The organism is Streptomyces lycii, assembly GCF_009735685.1.
GTDB classification, from domain to species: Bacteria; Actinomycetota; Actinomycetes; order Streptomycetales; family Streptomycetaceae; genus Streptomyces; species Streptomyces lycii.
This window is the reverse complement of record NZ_WHPN01000426.1, coordinates 1-19,600: the sequence shown is the minus strand read 5'-3', so window position 1 is coordinate 19,600 and position 19,600 is coordinate 1. Positions and strand designations below refer to the sequence as shown.

Annotated in this window: 12 protein-coding genes and 1 tRNA gene; 2 read left to right on the top strand and 11 right to left on the bottom strand. The window is 71.3% G+C overall.

Annotation, left to right across the window (positions count from 1 at the left end):
• The first annotated feature begins 1 nt into the window (after position 1).
• Entirely contained in the window at positions 2-817 is an 816-nt protein-coding gene (locus GCU69_RS31130) for an Fpg/Nei family DNA glycosylase (RefSeq protein ID WP_098749877.1), read from the top strand.
• A gap of 354 nt (positions 818-1,171) precedes the next feature.
• Here the strand turns inward: GCU69_RS31130 and GCU69_RS31125 are convergent, their stop codons facing one another.
• The 9 genes from GCU69_RS31125 to GCU69_RS31085 all read right to left on the bottom strand — a co-directional run bounded on the left by GCU69_RS31125 (position 1,172) and on the right by GCU69_RS31085 (position 15,463).
• Complete coding sequence (locus GCU69_RS31125; protein WP_098749876.1) at positions 1,172-1,660, bottom strand: Dps family protein; 489 nt, start codon at positions 1,658-1,660, stop codon at positions 1,172-1,174.
• A gap of 188 nt (positions 1,661-1,848) precedes the next feature.
• A complete protein-coding gene (locus GCU69_RS31120) occupies positions 1,849-2,229 on the bottom strand; it encodes a helix-turn-helix domain-containing protein (RefSeq protein WP_098749875.1) in 381 nt (126 codons plus the stop codon).
• A gap of 109 nt (positions 2,230-2,338) precedes the next feature.
• Positions 2,339-2,818 (bottom strand): CinA family protein, encoded by a 480-nt coding sequence (locus tag GCU69_RS31115; RefSeq protein WP_235978822.1) that lies wholly within the window; start codon positions 2,816-2,818, stop codon positions 2,339-2,341.
• A gap of 32 nt (positions 2,819-2,850) precedes the next feature.
• Positions 2,851-3,558: a CDP-diacylglycerol--glycerol-3-phosphate 3-phosphatidyltransferase gene (gene pgsA / locus GCU69_RS31110; RefSeq protein WP_098749873.1), complete on the bottom strand. Its 708-nt coding sequence runs from the start codon at positions 3,556-3,558 to the stop codon at positions 2,851-2,853.
• Positions 3,555-5,078, bottom strand: a complete 1,524-nt coding sequence (gene rimO, locus GCU69_RS31105) for a 30S ribosomal protein S12 methylthiotransferase RimO (protein ID WP_098749872.1) — start codon at positions 5,076-5,078, stop codon at positions 3,555-3,557. Before rimO ends, pgsA begins: the two co-directional genes overlap by 4 nt.
• Positions 5,079-5,156: 78 nt before the next feature.
• Entirely contained in the window at positions 5,157-5,951 is a 795-nt protein-coding gene (locus GCU69_RS31100; RefSeq protein ID WP_156207892.1) for a helix-turn-helix domain-containing protein, read from the bottom strand.
• A 188-nt stretch (positions 5,952-6,139) separates the two neighbouring features.
• The gene (locus GCU69_RS31095) at positions 6,140-8,896 is read right to left on the bottom strand and encodes a DNA translocase FtsK (protein WP_098749870.1); all 2,757 of its coding nucleotides are present in this window, start codon (positions 8,894-8,896) and stop codon (positions 6,140-6,142) included.
• 144 nt (positions 8,897-9,040) lie between these two features.
• Positions 9,041-9,715 carry a response regulator gene (locus tag GCU69_RS31090; protein WP_098749869.1) on the bottom strand — a complete coding sequence of 225 codons (675 nt, stop codon included), beginning with the start codon at positions 9,713-9,715 and terminating at the stop codon, positions 9,041-9,043.
• Between the two features lie 237 nt (positions 9,716-9,952).
• Complete coding sequence (locus GCU69_RS31085) at positions 9,953-15,463, bottom strand: HAMP domain-containing protein (protein WP_098749868.1); 5,511 nt, start codon at positions 15,461-15,463, stop codon at positions 9,953-9,955.
• Positions 15,464-15,870: 407 nt separating this feature from the next.
• Between GCU69_RS31085 and GCU69_RS31080 the strand changes: the two genes are divergently transcribed.
• Complete coding sequence (locus GCU69_RS31080) at positions 15,871-18,546, top strand: SpoIIE family protein phosphatase (protein ID WP_156207891.1); 2,676 nt, start codon at positions 15,871-15,873, stop codon at positions 18,544-18,546.
• Between the two features lie 94 nt (positions 18,547-18,640).
• On the opposite strand, the gene GCU69_RS31075 is transcribed toward GCU69_RS31080, so the two are convergent.
• Both GCU69_RS31075 and GCU69_RS31070 read right to left on the bottom strand, forming a co-directional pair.
• A tRNA-Thr gene (locus GCU69_RS31075) sits at positions 18,641-18,713 on the bottom strand.
• Between the two features lie 60 nt (positions 18,714-18,773).
• Positions 18,774-19,490: a DegT/DnrJ/EryC1/StrS family aminotransferase gene (locus GCU69_RS31070; RefSeq protein WP_170315983.1), complete on the bottom strand. Its 717-nt coding sequence runs from the start codon at positions 19,488-19,490 to the stop codon at positions 18,774-18,776.
• Positions 19,491-19,600: the final 110 nt, after the last annotated feature.

Below are 19,600 nucleotides of genomic sequence, written 5' to 3'. Positions count from 1 at the left end.
CATGCCCGAAGGAGACACCGTCTGGCGAACGGCCCGCCGGCTGCGCGAAGCGCTCGCCGGAGAGCGCCTCGTGCGCTCCGACCTGCGGGTCCCGAAGCTCGCCACGACCGACCTCACCGGCCGCCGGGTCCTCGGGGTGCTGCCGCGCGGCAAGCACCTGCTGACCCGGTTCGAGGGCGGCCTGACGCTCCACTCCCATCTGCGGATGGACGGAGCCTGGCGGGTCTACGGCGCGGAGGAGCGGCCGCGCGGCGGCCCCGCCCACCAGATCCGGGCGATCCTGGCCACGCCCGCGAAACAGGCCGTCGGATACCGGCTGCCGGTGCTGGCGCTGCTGCGCACGGCCGACGAGGACGAGGTGGTCGGGCATCTCGGCCCGGATCTGCTGGGGCCGGACTGGGACGCCGCGGAGGCCCGGCGGCGGCTGCTGTCCGACCCGGCGCGACCGCTCGGCGAGGCCCTGCTGGACCAGCGGAACCTGGCCGGCATCGGCAATGTCTACAAGTCCGAGCTGTGCTTCATGCTCCGGGTCTCGCCCTGGCTTCCCACGGGCGACACCCCTTCACCCGAACGGGTGACCACGCTCGCCAAGCGGCTCCTGGAGGTCAACAAGGACCGGGTGTCACGCGTGACGACGGCCGATCCCCGGGGGGACCGGCCGCTGTGGGTGTACGGGAGGGCGGGCAAGCCCTGTCTGCGCTGCGGAACGCCGGTACGGCACCGTCTGCAGGGCGAGGCGAGCCAGGCGCGGGACACGTACTGGTGCCCGCGCTGCCAGCCCGGTCCCGTCCCCGGGGACGCCGCCACGGGCGGGTGACCGGGGACGGACGGATCGTGCCCCGGTGCCGCCGGACACCCGGCTTCAGGCATTCGTGGCGGGGCTCCGCAACACGGGGCACGGTGCCGCCCGGGATCTCCCGAGCGTCAGGCTTCGGGCGCCCCGAGGACCCAGGGCGACGCGCCGGGCGGGCCCGGTGCCGCCGGGCACCCGGCATCAGGCTCCCGTGACACCGGGAACCGAAGCCTTCAGGCTCGGTCCCGCCGGCTCCGCAGCCTCAGGCTCCTCCGGGGCGCCAGCCTCAGGCCCCTCCGGGGCGCCGCGAGAGTCCCGCGGGGCGCTCCGGGCGCCCCGCGGGCGCGAGCCGCCACGGCAGGGACCCCAGGCGCCGCATCAGGCGCCGAAGCCCTCCGCGTCCTCCGCGGCGAACATCCAGCGGTGCTTCTCCAGGTCACCGGTCAGCGTGATGATGATGTCCTGGGTCACCGGGTCCGGCTTGTCCGTGGCCTCGATCCGTTCGCGCATCCGCGTGATGACGGCCCCGAGGGCTTCCGCCAGGGTCTGCACGGCGTCGGTGTCCTTGATCCAGGTCTCCTTCACCGGCCCCGCGCCGCTGGTCTTCGCGACCGTCTCGGCCCGGCCGTCGGGGGAGATCCCGAGCGCCGCGGCCCGTTCGGCCACGGTGTCGGCGTGCTGCCGGGCGGTGTCGACCACCTCGTCGAGCTGGAGGTGTACGGAGCGGAAGCGGGGGCCGACCACGTTCCAGTGCACCTGCTTGGCCACCAGCGAGAGATCGACCAGATCCACCAGGGCGCCCTGGAGAGCCTCCGCGACGACGCGGCGGTCGCCCTCGTCGGACAGCGGGCTCTTGACGACAGACATCCGAAATCCTCCTGTTTGTCCGATCAACCCTTCTCCACCATCGCATACCCGCTCGCCGCCGGGCATGTGCGCGGGACGCCGCCGGCTTCGTGACGCGGATCACAGCAGCGGAGAGGCCGGCACCGGACAGCGGAGAGCCCCGGACGTCACCGTCCGGGGCTCTCCGCTGTCATGAACCAACTGGGTCGTCAGGCCGCGACGACGTCCACCGCCTCGGTGGGCGCCTTGATCGTCACGCGCTCCTCGGGAACGCCCGTCACGGACGTCACCGAGACCGAATTGAGCATCGGCCGCATCGGCGCAGGCACCGTCTCGTCCGCCGCCGACTGCGCCAGCTCGGCCAGCGACAGTTCGTCGCTCACCTCGCGCATGACCTGCGACATCCGCACTTCCAGTGCGTCGCAGATGGCGGAGAGCAGCTCGGAGGACGCCTCCTTCTGCCCCCGTTCGACCTCTGAGAGGTAGCCGAGGGAGACCCGCGCCGACGAGGAGACTTCGCGCAGGGTTCTGCCCTGGCGCTGGCGCTGCCGACGCAGCACGTCACCCAGCAGGCGACGGAGCAGAATCATCGGTGGCTCCCTCCTCGGACCTCGGATCCGGATCCTTCTCGCCCCACCGTACCGCCTCGGGCGGCGGCCGTGCGGGGAGCGATGACGTGTTCACTCAGGGCTGCAAACATCAATTCCCCCCACGCTGTTCCGTATTCTGTGTTCGCACATTTTCAGGGAGTTCTTCCCGCAGCAGTTCGAGAACTGCTCGAACGCTCCCCCGGCGGATGGTCTCCCGGTCACCGGACAGGTCCAGACGCCGCACCCGCGCCGGGCCGGCGGGCCCCGCGACGGCGACGTACACGGTGCCGACCGGACGGCCGTCCTGCGGTTCCGGCCCGGCGACCCCGGTCGTCGCGGCGCCCCAGTCGGCGCCCAGCAGCCGCCGCACGCCGCCGGCCATCCGCTCCGCGACCTCCGCGTCCACCGCGCCCCGCTCGGCCAGCAGAGCGGCGTCCACGCCGAGCAGCGCGTGCTTCAGCTCCGTGGCGTACGCCGTCACCCCGCCGCGGAAGACCGCCGAGGCGCCGGGGACGGCCGTGAGCTCCGCGGCCACCAGCCCACCCGTGAGCGATTCCGCGACCGCGAGCGTATTCCCGTGCGCTGCCATCGAGTGCAGTACGTCGGCGGCCGCGCTGCCGTTCACCGCTCCGCGCCCCCGGCCGCGCCGGCCGCGCCCCCGGAGGGACCGCCCTGCCGCCGCCCGGCCAGCCCGGCGCGGCGCAGGACCACGGCCTGCCGTACGTAGTCGAGGCCGGTGACCACGGTCAGCACCACGGCCACCCCCATCACCCAGAAGCGCAGCGTGGCGAGCGGTCCGGTGAGCGCCAGGACGTACATGCCGACCGCCGTGCCCTGCGCGAGGGTCTTCATCTTCCCGCCGCGGCTCGCCGGGATCACACCGTGCCGGATGACCCAGAACCGCATCAGGGTGATGCCTAGCTCCCGGAACAGGATCACCCCGGTGACCCACCACGGGAGGTCGCCGAGAGCGGAGAGACAGACCAGCGCGGCACCCATGATCGCCTTGTCCGCTATCGGGTCGGCGATCTTCCCGAAGTCGGTGACGAGGTTGTAGCGCCGGGCCAGATGGCCGTCGAACAGATCGGTGATCATGGCGATGGCGAACGCCGCCCAGGCGAACGCGCGCCAGACCGGGTCGTACCCGCCGTTGTGGAGCAGCAGCAGTACGAAGCCGGGCACGAGCAGCAGCCGCGCCATCGTCAGGATGTTGGCGATGTTCCACAGCCGCGCCGGCCGTACGGCTGCCACGGACGCTCCTGCCGCCGGCTTTCCGTGCACCGGCGCACGACCCGCACCGCCCGCCGCGGACGCGGGGATTCCTGTCATACGCCCGCCTCCTCGGTACACACCGCGCCGGACGCCACGCCGTCACCGGCGCCGGCGGCGCTCCCGGCGGCGAGGGGCTCGGCGACAAGATCGGCGCCCTCGGCCGCCACCACCTTCGCTTCGACCATACGGCCGGGGACGAGCCCGTGCGACAGGGTCAGCAGCGTCTGGCCGTCGGTCTCCGGCGCCTGGTGCGCGGCGCGCCCGACGGGGCCGTCCTCGCCGTCCGTGGACTCGACGAGCACCTGGAGGGTCTCGCCGAGCCGCTCCTCGGCGCGCTGCGCGGTGAGCTCCTCGGCGAGACGGGAGATGTGCCCGAGCCGCTCGGCGATCGTGTCCTCGTCGAGCTTCCCGTCGTACGTCAGGGCCTCCGTGCCCTCCTCGTCGGAATAGCCGAAGACGCCGATGGCGTCGAGCCGGGCGCCGGTGAGGAAACGCTCCAGCTCGGCCAGGTCGTCCTCGGTCTCGCCGGGGAAGCCCACGATGAAGTTCGACCGGACCCCGGCCTCCGGGGCCTTCGAGCGGATCGTGTCGAGCAGCTCCAGGAAGCGGTCGGTGTCACCGAAGCGGCGCATGGCGCGGAGCACACCGGGCGCGGAGTGCTGGAAGGACAGGTCGAAGTACGGGGCGACCTTCGGCGTCGAGGTGAGGACGTCGATCAGCCCGGGCCGCATCTCGGCCGGCTGGAGATAGCTGACCCGGATCCGCTCGATGCCGTCGGTGGCGGCGAGCTCGGGCAGCAGGGTCTCCAGCAGCCGGATGTCTCCGAGGTCCTTGCCGTAGGAGGTGTTGTTCTCGGAGACCAGCATGATCTCCTTCACGCCCTGCCCGGCGAGCCAGCGGGTCTCGCCCAGCACGTCGGAGGGGCGGCGGGAGATGAACGACCCGCGGAAGGCCGGGATCGCGCAGAACGAGCAGCGCCGGTCGCAGCCCGAGGCCAGCTTCACCGAGGCGACGGGGCTGCTGTCCAGCCGGCGGCGGAGCGGGGCCCGGGGCCCGGAGGCGGGCGCGACGCCCTCCGGCAGGTCGGCCGGGGCGTCGCCGTGGCCGGGCAGGGCCACGTCGGCGCTCTGCCGTTCGGCGGGGGTGATGGGCAGCAGCTTGCGGCGGTCGCGCGGGGTGTGCGAGGCGTGCACCCCGCCGGAGAGGATGGTCTGCAGACGGTCGGAGATGTCGGTGTAGTCGTCGAAGCCGAGCACGCCGTCGGCCTCGGGCAGCGCCTGGGCGAGCTCCTTGCCGTAGCGCTCGGCCATGCAGCCGACGGCGACGACGGCCTGCGTCCGCCCCCGGCCCTCGGCCGCGGCGGTCTTGAGGTCGTTGGCCTCGAGCAGGGCGTCGACGGAGTCCTTCTTGGCGGCCTCGACGAATCCGCAGGTGTTGACGACGGCGACGTCCGCGTCGGCGGCTTCCGGGACGAGATCCCAGCCATCCGCCGCCAGACGGCCTGCGAGCTCCTCCGAGTCCACCTCGTTACGGGCGCAGCCAAGGGTGACCAGTGCGACGGTACGGCGTTCGGGCATGGGATCAGACTACTTTGTCCCGACGACACCCCGAGTCCAGCCCTCCGTCGCGGAACCTCCGGCTCCGCGCCGTCCGGATCACCCGGCCTGCGGGTCGCCCTTCGTGTAGGTCAGGCGCTGGACCTCGCCGGGCTTGAACTCGTTGTCGACCTCCTTGCCGTTGACGTACAGCTGTACGCCGCCGGCGTTCCCCAGGATCAGATCGATCTTCTGCTTGTCGGTGAAGGTCTTGGAGTCGCCCTGCTCGATGACGCCCTGGTGGAGGACGGTGCCGTTGTGGTCCTTGGCGGAGACCCAGCTGGCTCCGTCCTCGGCCGTCAGCTTGACCGTGACCTTGTCCGCGGGCACGGCCGCGATGGCGCTGTCGGACGGATCCGGCTTCGGGTCGGCGGGCTTCTTGCGGTCGGGCTCGCTCTGCGGGGACTTCGTGGGCGTGGACCCGGCGGTCGGGGTGCCCCCGTCGTCGCCGCCGCCCCAGAAGGTGAAGCCGACGAAACCGACGACGGCGACGATCGCGGCGACCATGGCCGCCGTCCAGTTGGGCCGGCCCCGCTCGGGCCGGATCCGCTCGGCCTCGAAGAGCGGCGCGGCCGGGGTCGGCGCGGGCCGTCCGCCGTGCTCGGCGTCGTACTGCTCGATCAGCGGGGTGGCGTCGACGCCCACCGCACGCGCCAGGGTGCGGATGTGGCCGCGGGCATAGACGTCGCCACCACAGCGGGTGAAATCGTCCTGTTCGATCGCGTGCACGATGGGGATGCGCACCCGGGTCGTCGTACTGACCTGTTCGACGGTCAGTCCGGCGTCGATACGGGCCTGCTGGAGCGCTCGGCCGACGGAAGGACGGTCGTCTTCGGAGGAGTTGCCGATGGGCACGAGGGCGCCTTTCGAGCGTGTAGCCACCTGCTGGAGGTTCAGTCTAGGGGTGGTGCAAAAGGGTGGGGCAACCGGGAGGACGGACTTTGTAGCCCATCGGGCGGTCCGAACGCCAGATGATCACACATCCGTCCGTCGCTTCGTCCGATGTGACGTATCAGCAGGCGAAACGGTTGCCTCCGCCACTCTTACGACTGAGTCTCCCCACGGATCTCGGCAAGCATTCCGTCCAATTCATCGGGCTTGATCAGCACATCGCGGGCTTTCGACCCCTCGCTCGGGCCGACGACACCCCGTGTCTCCATGAGATCCATCAGCCGCCCCGCCTTGGCGAAGCCCACCCGCAGCTTCCGCTGGAGCATCGAGGTCGAGCCGAACTGCGTGGAGACGACCAGTTCCGCGGCCTGGCAGAGCAGGTCCAGATCGTCGCCGATCTCCTCGTCGATCTCCTTCTTCTTCGCCGTCCCCACCGTGACGTCCTCGCGGAACACCGGAGCCATCTGCTTCTTGCAGTGCTCGACGATCCCCGCGATCTCCTCCTCGGTGACGAAGGCGCCCTGCATACGGGTCGGTTTGCCCGCGCCCATCGGCAGGAACAGCCCGTCACCCTTGCCGATGAGCTTGTCCGCGCCAGGCTGGTCGAGGATGACCCGGCTGTCGGCCAGCGAGGAGGTCGCGAAGGCCAGCCGGGACGGGACGTTCGCCTTGATGAGGCCGGTCACCACGTCGACGCTCGGCCGCTGGGTGGCCAGCACCAGATGGATGCCGGCGGCGCGCGCCAGCTGCGTGATCCGCACGATGGCGTCCTCGACGTCGCGCGGGGCGACCATCATCAGATCGGCCAGCTCGTCCACGATCACCAGCAGATACGGATACGGCTGGAGATCCCGCTCGCTGCCCTCCGGGGCCTTCGCCTTGCCGCTGCGGACGGCGGCGTTGAAGTCGTCGATGTGCCGGTAGCCGTACGCCGCCAGGTCGTCGTAGCGCAGGTCCATCTCGCGGACCACCCACTGCAGGGCCTCGGCCGCCCGCTTCGGGTTGGTGATGATCGGCGTGATCAGGTGCGGGATGCCCTCGTACGCCGTCAACTCGACGCGCTTGGGGTCGATCAGGACCATCCGCACGTCCTCCGGCGTGGCCCGCATCATCACCGAGGTGATCAGGCAGTTGATGCACGAGGACTTGCCGGAACCGGTCGCGCCCGCCACCAGGATGTGCGGCATCTTGGTGAGGTTGGCCATCACGTAGCCGCCCTCGACGTCCTTGCCGAGCGCCACGAGCATCGGGTGCTCGTCACCGGCGGCGTCCGCGAGCCGGAGCACGTCGCCGAGGTTGACCATCTCGCGGTCGGTGTTGGGGATCTCGATGCCCACCGCCGACTTCCCCGGGATGGGGCTGATGATGCGCACGTCGGGGCTCGCGACGGCGTAGGCGATGTTCTTGGCCAGCGCGGTGATCTTCTCGACCTTGACCGCGGGCCCCAGCTCGACCTCGTAACGGGTCACCGTCGGCCCCCGGGTGAAACCGGTGACCTCGGCGTCGACCTTGAACTCGGAGAAGACGTTCTGCAGGGAGTTCACCACCGCGTCGTTGGCGGCGCTGCGCGTCTTCCCCGGACCGCCGCGCTCCAGCAGGCCCAGCGACGGCAGCGCATAGGTGATGTCCCCGGAGAGCTGGAGCTGCTCCGCCCGGGCCGGCAGCGGCCGGGGCGGCTCCTCGGCCCCGCGGGTGAGATCCGGTACGGCACGCTCCGCCGCGGCGTCCCTCGCGGGAGCCCGCTCGACCGGACGCGCCTCCTCCGCACCCCGGGCCCCGGGCACCTCGGCCGTCCGCTCACCGACGCTGTGGCTGAGCCCGGCCACCAGCGGCGAGGGCTGCACCCCGTGCAGCACCGCGCCGTCCAGGGAGGCCGCGGCGGCCGCCGCGACGTCCACGGCGTCCGGCTCCCCGGAGCGCACCGCGGGCTGCGCGCCGGCCGTGCGACGGGAACGCTTCCGCCGCACCGGTGCGGCCTCCACGGCCTCGTCCTCGTCGGCGTCCGCGGCGGCCGCGGCCGCCGCGGAGCGGGACGAACGGCGGCGGGGCGCGGGCTCCAGCGTCTTGCGCCAGTCCTCGTCGTACGCCGCGTCGTCCTCCGACAGGGCGTCGCCCGCCGCGGGGGCGGGCTCCACCAGGCCCAGCCGGGCGCCGAGCGCGCGCAGCCGCTGCGGGATCGCGTTCACGGGGGTGGCGGTGACGACGAGCAGCCCGAAGACGGTGACGAGGACCAGCAGCGGCACCGCCAGCACCTCGCCGACGGTGAAGACCAGCGGCTTGGAGACGCCCCAGCCGATCAGCCCGCCCGCGTCCTGGATCGCCTCGGTGCCCTCGCCGCGGCCCGGTGAGCCGCAGGCCATGTGAACCTGGCCGAGCACGCCGACGACCAGGGCCGAAAGTCCGATCACGATCCGCCCGTTGGCCTCCGGCTTCTCCGGATGGCGGATCAGCCGTACGGCGACGGTCCCGATGAGGATCGGCACCAGCAGGTCGAGGCGGCCGAAGGCGCCCGTCACCAGCATCTCGACGAGTTCACCGACCGGGCCGTCGAGGCTGGACCAGGTGCCGGCGGCGACGATCAGGGTGATGCCGAGCAGCAGCAGCGCGAGCCCGTCCTTGCGGTGCGCGGGATCCAGGCCCTTGGCACCGCGGCCTATGCCCCGGAACAGCGCGCCCACCGTGTGGGCGAGGCCGAGCCACAGGGCCCGTACGAGGCGGTAGACGCCGCCGGTCGGGGACGGCGCGGGTTTGGCCGGGGCCTTCTTCGCGGGCGCCTTCCGCGGAGCGGCCTTCTTGGCCGCCGCCTTCTTCGCGGGCGCCTTCTTCGCGGGGCCCGCGGATCGGCCGCCGCGCGGCTTGGAGGTGCCCGCCGTGCCCTGGGAACCCTTGCCGGACGTACGTGAGGCCATGTTGCGAGGTTACCGGTGTCTGCCGGATGGGACACGTGTGCCCACCGGTTGACCCGTTCGTGTCGTCGTCCGCCCCGCCGCGGCGCCGTGCTGACGCCGGGTCACGCCGGCCGGACCGCACACGGCGGGCCGGCCGACGGGGCCTCAGCTCTGCTGCGGAACCGTCCCGGCGCCACCCGTGCCGGGCTCCAGGGCGTCCAGCGCGCGGCGCAGTCCGGTGAGCTTCCGTTCGAGATGGGCGGCCGTGGCGACGGCGGCCGCGTCCGCGGACTCGTCGAGCTGCTTCGACAGCGCCTCGGCCTGCTCCTCGACCGCCGCGAGCCGCGCGGACAGCTCGGCCAGCAGCCCGGGAGGCTCCTTGGCGTCGCCCGGCTCGGGCTGGCTGCCCTCGATCTGGGCGCGCAGCAGGGAGGCCTGCTCCCGCAGCTGGCAGTTCTTCATGTACAGCTCGACGAAGACCGAGACCTTCGCCCGCAGCACCCAGGGGTCGAACGGCTTGGAGATGTAGTCCACCGCACCGGCGGCGTAACCGCGGAAGGTGTGGTGCGGCCCGTGGTTGATGGCCGTCAGGAAGATGATCGGGATGTCCCGCGTCCGCTCCCGTCGCTTGATGTGCGCCGCGGTCTCGAACCCGTCCATACCCGGCATCTGGACGTCCAGCAGGATGACTGCGAAATCGTCCGTCAGCAGCGCCTTGAGCGCTTCCTCCCCTGACGATGCCCGTACCAGTGTCTGATCGAGCGCGGAGAGAATGGCCTCCAGCGCCAGCAGATTCTCCGGCCGGTCATCGACCAGGAGGATCTTGGCCTTCTGCACCATGGCCCGTCCTCCTCGCCCCGGCGTGGAACCTCCCCTGCTCGGGGAGCTCGGGGAAGCACCGGACGCCGCCCCGGGGGACGACTCCCTTACGCCGCCCGTCCTTGTGCCGGTCATCGTAACCGCACCCCGCCTGTCGCCACACCCTGTCACCGCGATGTCACTGTGCACGTACCGGAAACGCGGTGGGGGACCAGAAGGTTCCCCGTGCACCGCGCTTCCACACCCGTTCGGAGACGGTCAGTCCTCACCTTCCCGCATCCACTGGTTCATCACGGCCAGCAGGTGGTCGGTGTCGACCGGCTTGGTCACGTAGTCCGAGGCTCCCGCCTGGATGCTCTTCTCGCGGTCGCCCTTCATCGCCTTCGCGGTCAGCGCGATGATCGGCAGCCCGGCGAACTGCGGCATCCGGCGGATCGCCGCCGTCGTCGCGTAACCGTCCATCTCGGGCATCATGATATCCATCAGCACCACGACCACGTCGTCGTGCTGCTCCAGGACCTCGATGCCCTCACGGCCGTTCTCCGCGTACAGCACCGACAGTCCGTGCTGCTCCAGCACGCTGGTCAGCGCGAAGACGTTCCGGATGTCGTCGTCGACGATCAGCACCTTCTCGCCGTGGAAGTGGCTCTCCGGACCGGGCCGGACCAGGTCCTGCCCGTTCTCCAGCCACGACTCCCGGGGGGCCGGCTGCGGCTCGGCGGACACCTCGTCCTCCGGACCGGTCAGCTCCCGCCTCGGCTCCGGCGGCGCCACCGACCGCCCGCGACGGCGGGCGGGCCGGGCCGGGGCGCGGCCCGGCTCCTCCGCACGCTCCGCCGCGGGCTGCTCCCCGTCTCCGTCGACCGCCTCCGCGGCGACCTCCCGCAGCCCGCTGAACCGCGGCCCGAGGTCCGCCCCGCCGGGCATCAGCTGCGGATAGCCCTGCGGCGGGAGCTCACCGGGGCTGAGCGGCAGATAGAGCGTGAACGTGGACCCGCGTCCCGGCTCGCTGGCCGCGTGGATCTCGCCGCCCAGCAGCCGGGCGATCTCCCGGCTGATCGACAGCCCGAGGCCCGTACCGCCGTACTTCCGGCTGGTCGTGCCGTCGGCCTGCTTGAACGCCTCGAAGATGACCCGCATCTTGCTGGCCGCGATCCCGATGCCGGTGTCGGTGACCGAGAAGGCGATCAGCGGCGCGTCGGCCTCCTGGAGCGAGCCGTGCTCCAGGAGCTGCTCGCGGATGGCGTCCGGCACGTCCGAGCCGGCCGGGCGGATCACCAGTTCCACGGCGCCGCTGTCGGTGAACTTCACCGCGTTCGACAGCAGGTTCCGCAGCACCTGGAGCAGGCGCTGCTCGTCGGTGTGCAGGGTGCCCGGCAGCTCCGGTGAGACCCGTACGGAGAAGTCCAGGCCCTTCTCGGCGGTCAGCGGGCGGAAGGTCGCCTCGACGTAGTCGACGAGCTGGACGAGGGCGATCCGGGCCGGGCTGATGTCCATCTTGCCCGCCTCGACCTTGGACAGGTCGAGGATGTCGTTGATGAGCTGGAGCAGGTCCGAACCGGCTCCATGGATCGTTTCTGCGAATTCCACCTGCTTCGGTGACAGATTGCCTTCGGCATTGTCCGCGAGCAGCTTGGCCAGGATGAGCAGCGAGTTGAGCGGGGTGCGCAGCTCGTGCGACATGTTGGCGAGGAACTCGGACTTGTAGCGCATGGAGACCGCGAGCTGCTCCGCGCGCTCCTCCAGGACCTGCCGCGCCTCCTCGATCTCGGTGTTCTTCACCTCGATGTCGCGGTTCTGCTGGGCCAGCAGCTCGGCCTTCTCCTCCAGCTCGGCGTTGGACGCCTGGAGGGCCTTCTGCCGGTTCTCCAGCTCCTCGGAGCGGTCCTGGAGCTGCTCGGCCAGCTCCTGCGACTGCTGGAGCAGCACCTCGGTCTTGGTGTTGACACTGATCGTGTTGACGCTCGTGGCGATCATCTCGGCGATCTGGCTGAGGAAGTCCTTCTGGATCTGCGCGAAGGGCTGGAACGACGCCAGCTCGATCACACCCAGCACCTGGTCCTCGAAGAGCACCGGCAGCACGATCACGTGCGCGGGCGGCGCCTCGCCGAGCCCCGAGGAGATCTTCAGATAGCCCGGCGGCACGTTCTCGACGAGGATCGTGCGCTTCTCCTCGGCCGCCGTGCCGATGAGCGACTCGCCCGGCCTGAAGGACGTCGGCATCCCGCCCATGGAGTAGCCGTACGAGCCGATCAGCCGCAGCTCGTACGAGCCCTCCTCCTCGGCGGCGGCGATCTCCGCCGTGTCACCGGTCGGTGTGGCCAGGAAGAACGCGCCGTGCTGCGCCGAGACCACCGGGGTCAGCTCGCTCATGATCAGCCGCGCCACGTCGTCCAGGTCCCGCCGGCCCTGCATGAGCCCGGAGATCCGGGCCAGGTTGCCCTTCAGCCAGTCCTGCTCCTTGTTGGCGAGCGTGGTCTCGCGGAGCGTGGCGATCATCGTGTTGATGTTGTCCTGGAGCTCCAGGATCTCACCCGCCGCGTCCACGTCGATCTTGAGATTCAGGTCGCCGCGGGTGACCGCGGCGGCGACGGCCGCGATGGCGCGGACCTGCCGGGTGAGGTTCCCGGCCATCTCGTTCACCGATTCCGTCAGGTCGCGCCAGGTGCCGTCCACGTCTCGCACCCGCGCCTGGCCGCCGAGCTGGCCCTCGGTGCCCACCTCGCGGGCCACCCGGGTCACCTGGTCGGCGAACGAGGAGAGCTGGTCGACCATCGTGTTGATGGTCGTCTTCAGCTCCAGGATCTCGCCGCGGGCGTCGACGTCGATCTTCTTCGTCAGGTCACCCTTGGCGACCGCCGTGGTGACCATCGCGATGTTGCGGACCTGGCCGGTGAGGTTGGACGCCATCGAGTTCACGGACTCGGTGAGGTCCTTCCAGGTGCCGGAGACGCCCGGCACCCGGGCCTGCCCGCCGAGCCGGCCGTCGGTGCCGACCTCGCGGGCCACCCGCGTCACCTCGTCGGCGAACGACGACAGGGTCGTCACCATCGTGTTGACGGTGTCGGCGAGCTGCGCGACCTCGCCGCGCGCCTCGACGGTGACCTTCTTCGTCAGGTCGCCGTTGGCGACGGCGGACGAGACCTGCGCGATGTTCCGCACCTGGATGGTGAGGTTGTTCGCCATCAGGTTGACGTTGTCCGTCAGGTCCTTCCAGATGCCGGACACGTCCCGCACCCGGGCCTGCCCGCCGAGCTGGCCCTCGGTGCCCACCTCACGGGCCACCCGCGTCACCTGCTCGGCGAACGACGACAGGGTGTCCACCATGGTGTTCACCGTGGTCACCAGGGCGAGGATCTCGCCCTTGGCGTCGACCGTGACCTTCTGCGACAGGTCACCGTTCGCGACCGCCGTCGTCACCTGCGCGATGTTGCGGACCTGGGTCGTCAGGTTGTTCGCCATGAAGTTGACGGACTGGGTGAGGTCCTTCCAGGTCCCGGACACGCCCTGCACCTCGGCCTGGCCGCCGAGGATGCCCTCCGTGCCGACCTCGCGGGCCACCCGCGTCACCTGGTCGGCGAACGACGAGAGCTGGTCCACCATCGTGTTGAGGGTGTTCTTCAGCTCCAGGATCTCGCCGCGGGCGTCCACGTCGATCTTCTGCGACAGATCACCGCGCGCCACCGCCGTCGCGACCTGCGCGATGTTGCGGACCTGCGCGGTGAGGTTGCCGGCCATGCCGTTCACGGAGTCGGTCAGGTCCCGCCAGACGCCGGCGACACCGGGCACCTGGGCCTGACCGCCCAGCCGGCCTTCCGTACCGACCTCCCGGGCCACCCGGGTGACCTGGTCGGCGAAGGCGGAGAGCTGGTCCACCATCGTGTTGATGGTGTTCTTCAGCTCCAGGATCTCGCCGCGGGCGTCGACCTCGATCTTCTGCGACAGATCACCGCGCGCCACCGCCGTCGTCACCTGGGCGATCTGCCTCACCTGCGAGGTGAGGTTCCCGGCCATGAAGTTGACGGAGTCGGTCAGGTCCTTCCAGGTGCCGGACACCCCGTCCACCCGGGCCTGGCCGCCGAGCCGGCCCTCGGTGCCCACGTCACGGGCCATCCGGGTGACCTGGTCGGCGAAGGACGACAGCTGGTCGACCATCGTGTTGACGGTGTTCTTCAGCTGGAGCATCTCGCCGGACACGTCGACGGTGACCTTCTGCGACAGGTCACCGTTGGCCACCGCCGTCGTCACCTGCGCGATGTTGCGGACCTGCCCGGTGAGGTTGCGGAACGCGGTGTTCACCGAGTCGGTCAGGTCCTTCCAGGTCCCCGCCGCCCCCGGCACCTGCGCCTGGCCGCCCAGCTCGCCCTCGACCCCGATCTCCCGGGCGACGCGCGTCACCTCGGCGCCGAAGGACGACAGCTGGTCGACCATCGTGTTGACCGTGTTCTTCAGCTCCAGCATCTCGCCGGACACGTCCACGGTGACCTTCTGCGACAGATCACCGTTCGCCACCGCCGTCGTCACCTGCGCGATGTCCCGCACCTGCCCGGTGAGGTTGCGGAACGCGGTGTTCACCGAGTCGGTCAGGTCCTTCCAGGTCCCCGCCGCCCCCGGCACCTGCGCCTGGCCGCCCAGCTCACCCTCGGCTCCGACCTCCCGCGCGACCCGGGTCACCTCACCGGCGAACGTGCGCAGGGTCTCCGTCATCGTGTTGATCGTCTCGGCGAGCTGCGCGACCTCGCCGCGGGCGCTCACCGTCACCTTCTGTGACAGGTCACCGTTGGCGACCGCCGTCGTGACCTGCGCGATCCCGCGCACCTGCGCGGTCAGATTGCCCGCCATGAGGTTGACGGAGTCGGTCAGGTCCTTCCACACCCCGGCGACACCCGGGACCTTCGCCTGGCCGCCCAGCTCACCCTCCGTGCCGACCTCCCGGGCGACGCGCGTCACCTCGGAGGAGAAAGAGGACAGCTGGTCCACCATCGTGTTGACGGTGTTCTTCAGTTCGAGCATCTCGCCGGCCACGTGAACCGTGACCTTCCGGGACAGATCGCCCTTCGCGACCGCCGTCGTCACCAGCGCGATGTCCCGCACCTGCGCGGTGAGCCGGTACGCCATCGTGTTGACGGAGTCCGTGAGGTCCTTCCAGGAACCCGACATCCCGCGCACCTTCGCCTGGCCGCCGAGCTTGCCCTCGGTACCGACCTCGCTGGCGACCCGGGTCACCTCGTCGGTGAACGCCGACAGCTGGTCGACCAGCCCGTTCACCGTCCGCCCGACCTTCAGGAACTCGCCGCGCAGCGGGTGCGCCGAGCCGTCCGAGCCCTGCGAGCGCAGGTCCATCCGCTGCTCGAGATCGCCCTCGGACACCGCCGACAGCACCCGGCCGACCTCGGAGACGGGCCGTACCAGATCGTCCACCAGGGCGTTCGAGGCGTCGATCGCCGCCGCCCAGGAACCCTCACAGGGCCCGGTCTCCAGGCGTTCTGTGAGTTTTCCCTCCCTGCCGACGACCCGCCGGACCCTCGCGATCTCGCCCGTGAGCTGCTGGTTGCGGTCCGCCACCTCGTTGAAGACGGCGGCGATCTCCGCCATCACACCGTCCCCGGACACGGTCAGCCGCTTCCGGAAATTGCCGTCCCGCATCGAGGCCAGCGCCGACAGCAGCCGGTTGAGGGCCGCCGTGTCCACCTCGGTCGTCCCACCACTACGGGAGCGACCGCCCTTCGCGCGCGTCTTGGTGCTTCGCGCGGCTGCGCCAGACTCCACCGTGTCCCTCCCGCAGGGTCGACCGTTCTACCCGGGCTTTCTCACTCAAGCCTGCCCAGTGTTTCACCCGGACAGAACCAGGCCATAACAGTTCGGCAGCATCGCACACCGCCCGACACGCTCCCTACCACTCTCGGGCGGAAACACGCGCGACCGGCATCCTCGCGAACGGCGAAGGTAAGTAACCTGGCATCCGGCTGTCCACCACCCGGCCGAAACGACGGGTGGGGAAGCGAGTACTGCAAGGCGTCGGTGAGGCGCCGGCGGCGGGCCGTCCGGCCGTAGGGAGTGGCATGAAGGAGCGGGGCGAAAGCCTGGTCCGGCAGGACCTGGCGGAAGCTGACACCGGCCGGCTGCCCGACGGTTCCGGCGGCGGCACGCCTCCGGGGGCAGTGACCCTGCCCACCATGCGTACGCCGGCCACCGAGACACCCTTGAGGAGACCAGTGATCACCGCGCGGGCCACGGCCACCTTCGAGGCGGTCGGGCGCTCGGTCGCGACCGCCCGAGCCTTCGTCCGCGACACCCTCCAGGGCTGGGGCTTCTCCGACATCGTCGACGATGCCGTGGTCCTCACGAGTGAGCTGGTCACCAACGCCGTCGTGCACGCGGGCACCGCCGCGGACGTGCTCTGCCTGCGCACCGAGGCCGGAGTCCGCATCGAGGTCGCCGACCGCTACCCGGAACGGGACGTGCCGCTGCAGAGCAGCGCGGCGCAGGCCGCCAACCCGGACCGCGAGGGCGGCCGCGGGCTGATGCTGTGCGGCGCGCTCGCCACCAGCTGGGGCGTGGAGTACAGCTCCACGCACAAGACCGTCTGGTTCCAGCTCGACCTCCCCGAGCGTCCCGCGGGCACCCGCTCGGCGGGCCCCGCGCTGCCGGTCGACGCCCTTCCCGTCGCCGAGACCCGGGTCCGCGTCGCCGTCGTCCAGATCGACCGCGCCGGGGCCATCAGCTCCTGGAACGACGACGCCGAGGCACTCTTCGGCCATCCCGCCGATCAGGTCCTCGGCAAGCAGCTGACCGACCTCGCCGCCTGGCCGCACACCCCGGGCACGGGCACCGGCATCGCCGAGGCGCTCCAGCTGTCCCGCTGGGAGGGCTCGTACGGCATCCGCGCCACCGACGGCCGCGTCATCCCCGTCTACGCCTCGCACCTGCGGGTCCGGGACGCGGCCGGCGACCCGTCGACCGTCTGCCTGCTGGTCCGCGACCACGAGCGCGCCGTGCTCCAGACCACCCTCCGGGCGTCCGCGGGCGACGGCGGCGGAGGCTCCGGCGAGGCCAGGGGATCCTCCGCCGACCCCTTCGAGGTCTTCATCGGCTCCCCCGCCCCCGACGACCTCGACGGACTGCTGCAGCGCACCGTGGAGCGCGCCCGTGACATGCTCGACGGGGACGCCGCCTATCTGCTGCTCGCGACCGACGACGAGACCGAGCTGGAGGTCCGCGCCTCCACCGGCCTGCCCTCGGCCCGCCAGCGCTTCGCCCGCGTCCCCGTGGAGGCGGGCACGGGCCGCTACGGGTCCGCGCGGATGCCGGCCGTGCACGAGGACCTCACGGTCGTCCCCGGCGCCGTGCCGCTGCTCGCCGGGACCGGCATGCGTTCCGTCGTCAACGTTCCGCTCAAGGTCGAGGGCCGTCTCACCGGTTCCCTCGGCGTCGCCGCCGAAGCCGCGGGCCGCTACACGAACGAGGAGGCGCTGCGGCTCCAGTTCGCCGCCGACCGCATCGCGCTCGCCGTGGAGCGCGCCCGCCTCACCGAACTCGAACGCCTCCGCCGTGGCTCGCTGTCCTTCCTCGTGGAGGCGTCCGACCTGCTCGCCGGAACCCTCGACCGGGACCAGACCCTGGCGCTGATGGCCCAGATGACCGTCCCCACCCTGGCCACCTGGTGCGCGGTCTACACCGTCGCCGACCAGGCCTCCGAGCCCGAGCTGAGTTACGTACTGCACGAGGACGAGGACCGCATCGACGGCCTCAAGACCCTGCTCGGCAAGGTCCCGCCGCCCGAGCCCGTGCCCACGCCCGGGGCGCGCGTGTGGAGCGCGCCGAGCGACGCGGCGCACTCCGCCGCCCTCCGGTCCTCCCTGCGCAGCCTCGGCCTCGGTGACGCCTCCCACTCGGCCTCGGGGCCCGGCCCGTCGCTGGCCACGGCTTCCGCCGTCGCGGGCGAGACGGTCGTGCTGCCCCTGGTGGCGCGGAACCGCGTCATCGGCATGCTCACCCTCGGCAAGCCCTCCGACGAGCACTTCCGGCAGGAGATCCTCGAACTCGCCGAGGACCTGTCCCGCCGGGCCGCCCTGGCCCTGGACAACTCCCGGCTGTACTCCGAGCGCACCGCCATCAGCCAGTCGCTCCAGCGCAGCCTGCTGCCGCCGGAGCTGCCCGAGGTCCCCGGCGTCGAGGTCGAGGTCATCTACCGCGCGGCCGGCGAGGGCAACGAGGTCGGCGGCGACTTCTACGACCTCTTCCCGATCCGCGACGGCGCGTACGGCTTCGCCATCGGTGACGTCTGCGGCACCGGTCCGGAGGCGGCCGCGGTCACCGGCCTCGCCCGGCACGCGCTGCGCCTGCTGGCCCGCGAGGGCTTCGGCGGCCCGGCCGTCCTGGAGCGGCTCAACGCGGCGATCCTCGACGAGGGCGCGCGCAGCCGCTTCCTGACGCTGCTCTACGGGGAGCTGTGGCCGCAGGATGACGGCAGCGCACTGCTGAAGGTGGTCTGCGCCGGGCATCCGCTCCCGCTGCGGCTGCGTCAGGACGGCAGCGTCGAGCCGGCCGCGGAGCCGCAGCCGCTGCTCGGTGTGATGGACGACCTGGAGCTGTACGAGGAGACGGTGACCCTGGACCCGGGGGATGTGCTGCTGTGCGTCACGGACGGCGTGACGGAGCGCCGCGAAGGTCCCCGGATGCTGGGCGACGACGGTCTCACGGACGTGCTCACGACCTGCACGGGACTGACGGCCGGAGCGGTGGCCTCCCGTGTGCTCCGCGCTGTCGAGCGCTTCGCCGCGGAGCCGGCGTCCGACGACATGGCGATCCTCGCGATGCGCGTCCCCGAGCCGCAGGCCGAGCCCGCGTAGCCCCGCGCCGCGGTCCGGACCACCCGGACCGGCGGAGGGGGCGCAACGCAGAACGTCCCGCCACCTCTTCGGTGGCGGGACGTCCTTCTCTCTGAGCCCCAATACGGAATCGAACCGTAGACCTTCTCCTTACCATGGAGACGCTCTGCCGACTGAGCTATTGGGGCGCGGCAACGGGATAGATCATACCCGATCACCGGGTGCCTCCCGCACACCCCTTCGCATGCTCAGGCGGCCGGCTGGAGGAGTCCTCCGAGGGCGTTGCAGGCGCCGGCCAACCGGTGCAGGTCGCGCTTGCGGAGACCGGCCTCGACCGGCAGGGCGAGGCACTCGTCGGAGGCCCGCTCGGTCTCGGGCAGCCAGGCAGGCTGCGTGAGGCTGTCCGGCCGGCGGAAACGGGGCATGCGGTGGACGGGCGTCTGCACGGGGACCCGGCACGGTATTCCCTTGCTCCGCAGGACGAGAGCGAACGCGTCGCGGTCGGGGCGCCCGTTCCCGGGAATGCGCACGACGTACTGCTGGTAGGTGTGCCCGGCGCCGGGAGCCACCTCGGGGGTGACGACTCCCTTGAGCCGCGCCGTCAGATACGCGGCGTTCTCCTGCCGGACCAACGTCTCGGCCGCCGTGGACTCGCTCTCCTCGAATTCGACGATCAGCAGCCCGTGACGCCGCGCCGTCTCACCGATGCCGGCCAGGTCCGCGCGGTGCCCGAACTGGTGGGCGGGGACGATCGCCGCGGTACGAGGTGTGACGGCCGCGGAGACCGCAGACGGATCGAGGCAGTAGCTGTCGGCCTCTATGTCGGCGAACACGGGGACCGCGCCGGCCAGACGAACCGCCTCGGCCACATCCGCGGTACCGAACGACGGCACGATGACTTCGTCGCCGTTACGCACTCCCGAGTCCGCCAGGGTCCGCCCAAGTCTCTCAGCTCGATCTCCCATGACGCCCATGCTTCGGGCCGAACGTGAACTTCGAGTGACCCGGAGGGCAACGCAAGAAAGCCCTGCCAGGAACACTAAGTTCCCGACAGGGCAATCCCACAACAATTGTT

Bases quoted from the DNA above. Each gene is read 5' to 3' on its own strand.
- GCU69_RS31130 (WP_098749877.1), top strand. From the start codon at position 2: ATGCCCGAAGGAGACACCGTCTGGCGAACGGCCCGCCGGCTGCGCGAA.
- GCU69_RS31125 (WP_098749876.1), bottom strand. From the start codon at position 1,660: ATGTCTGTCGTCAAGAGCCCGCTGTCCGACGAGGGCGACCGCCGCGTC.
- GCU69_RS31120 (WP_098749875.1), bottom strand. From the start codon at position 2,229: ATGATTCTGCTCCGTCGCCTGCTGGGTGACGTGCTGCGTCGGCAGCGC.
- GCU69_RS31115 (WP_235978822.1), bottom strand. From the start codon at position 2,818: ATGGCAGCGCACGGGAATACGCTCGCGGTCGCGGAATCGCTCACGGGT.
- pgsA (WP_098749873.1), bottom strand. From the start codon at position 3,558: ATGACAGGAATCCCCGCGTCCGCGGCGGGCGGTGCGGGTCGTGCGCCG.
- rimO (WP_098749872.1), bottom strand. From the start codon at position 5,078: ATGCCCGAACGCCGTACCGTCGCACTGGTCACCCTTGGCTGCGCCCGT.
- GCU69_RS31095 (WP_098749870.1), bottom strand. From the start codon at position 8,896: ATGGCCTCACGTACGTCCGGCAAGGGTTCCCAGGGCACGGCGGGCACC.
- GCU69_RS31090 (WP_098749869.1), bottom strand. From the start codon at position 9,715: ATGGTGCAGAAGGCCAAGATCCTCCTGGTCGATGACCGGCCGGAGAAT.
- GCU69_RS31080 (WP_156207891.1), top strand. From the start codon at position 15,871: ATGCGTACGCCGGCCACCGAGACACCCTTGAGGAGACCAGTGATCACC.
- GCU69_RS31070 (WP_170315983.1), bottom strand. From the start codon at position 19,490: ATGGGAGATCGAGCTGAGAGACTTGGGCGGACCCTGGCGGACTCGGGA.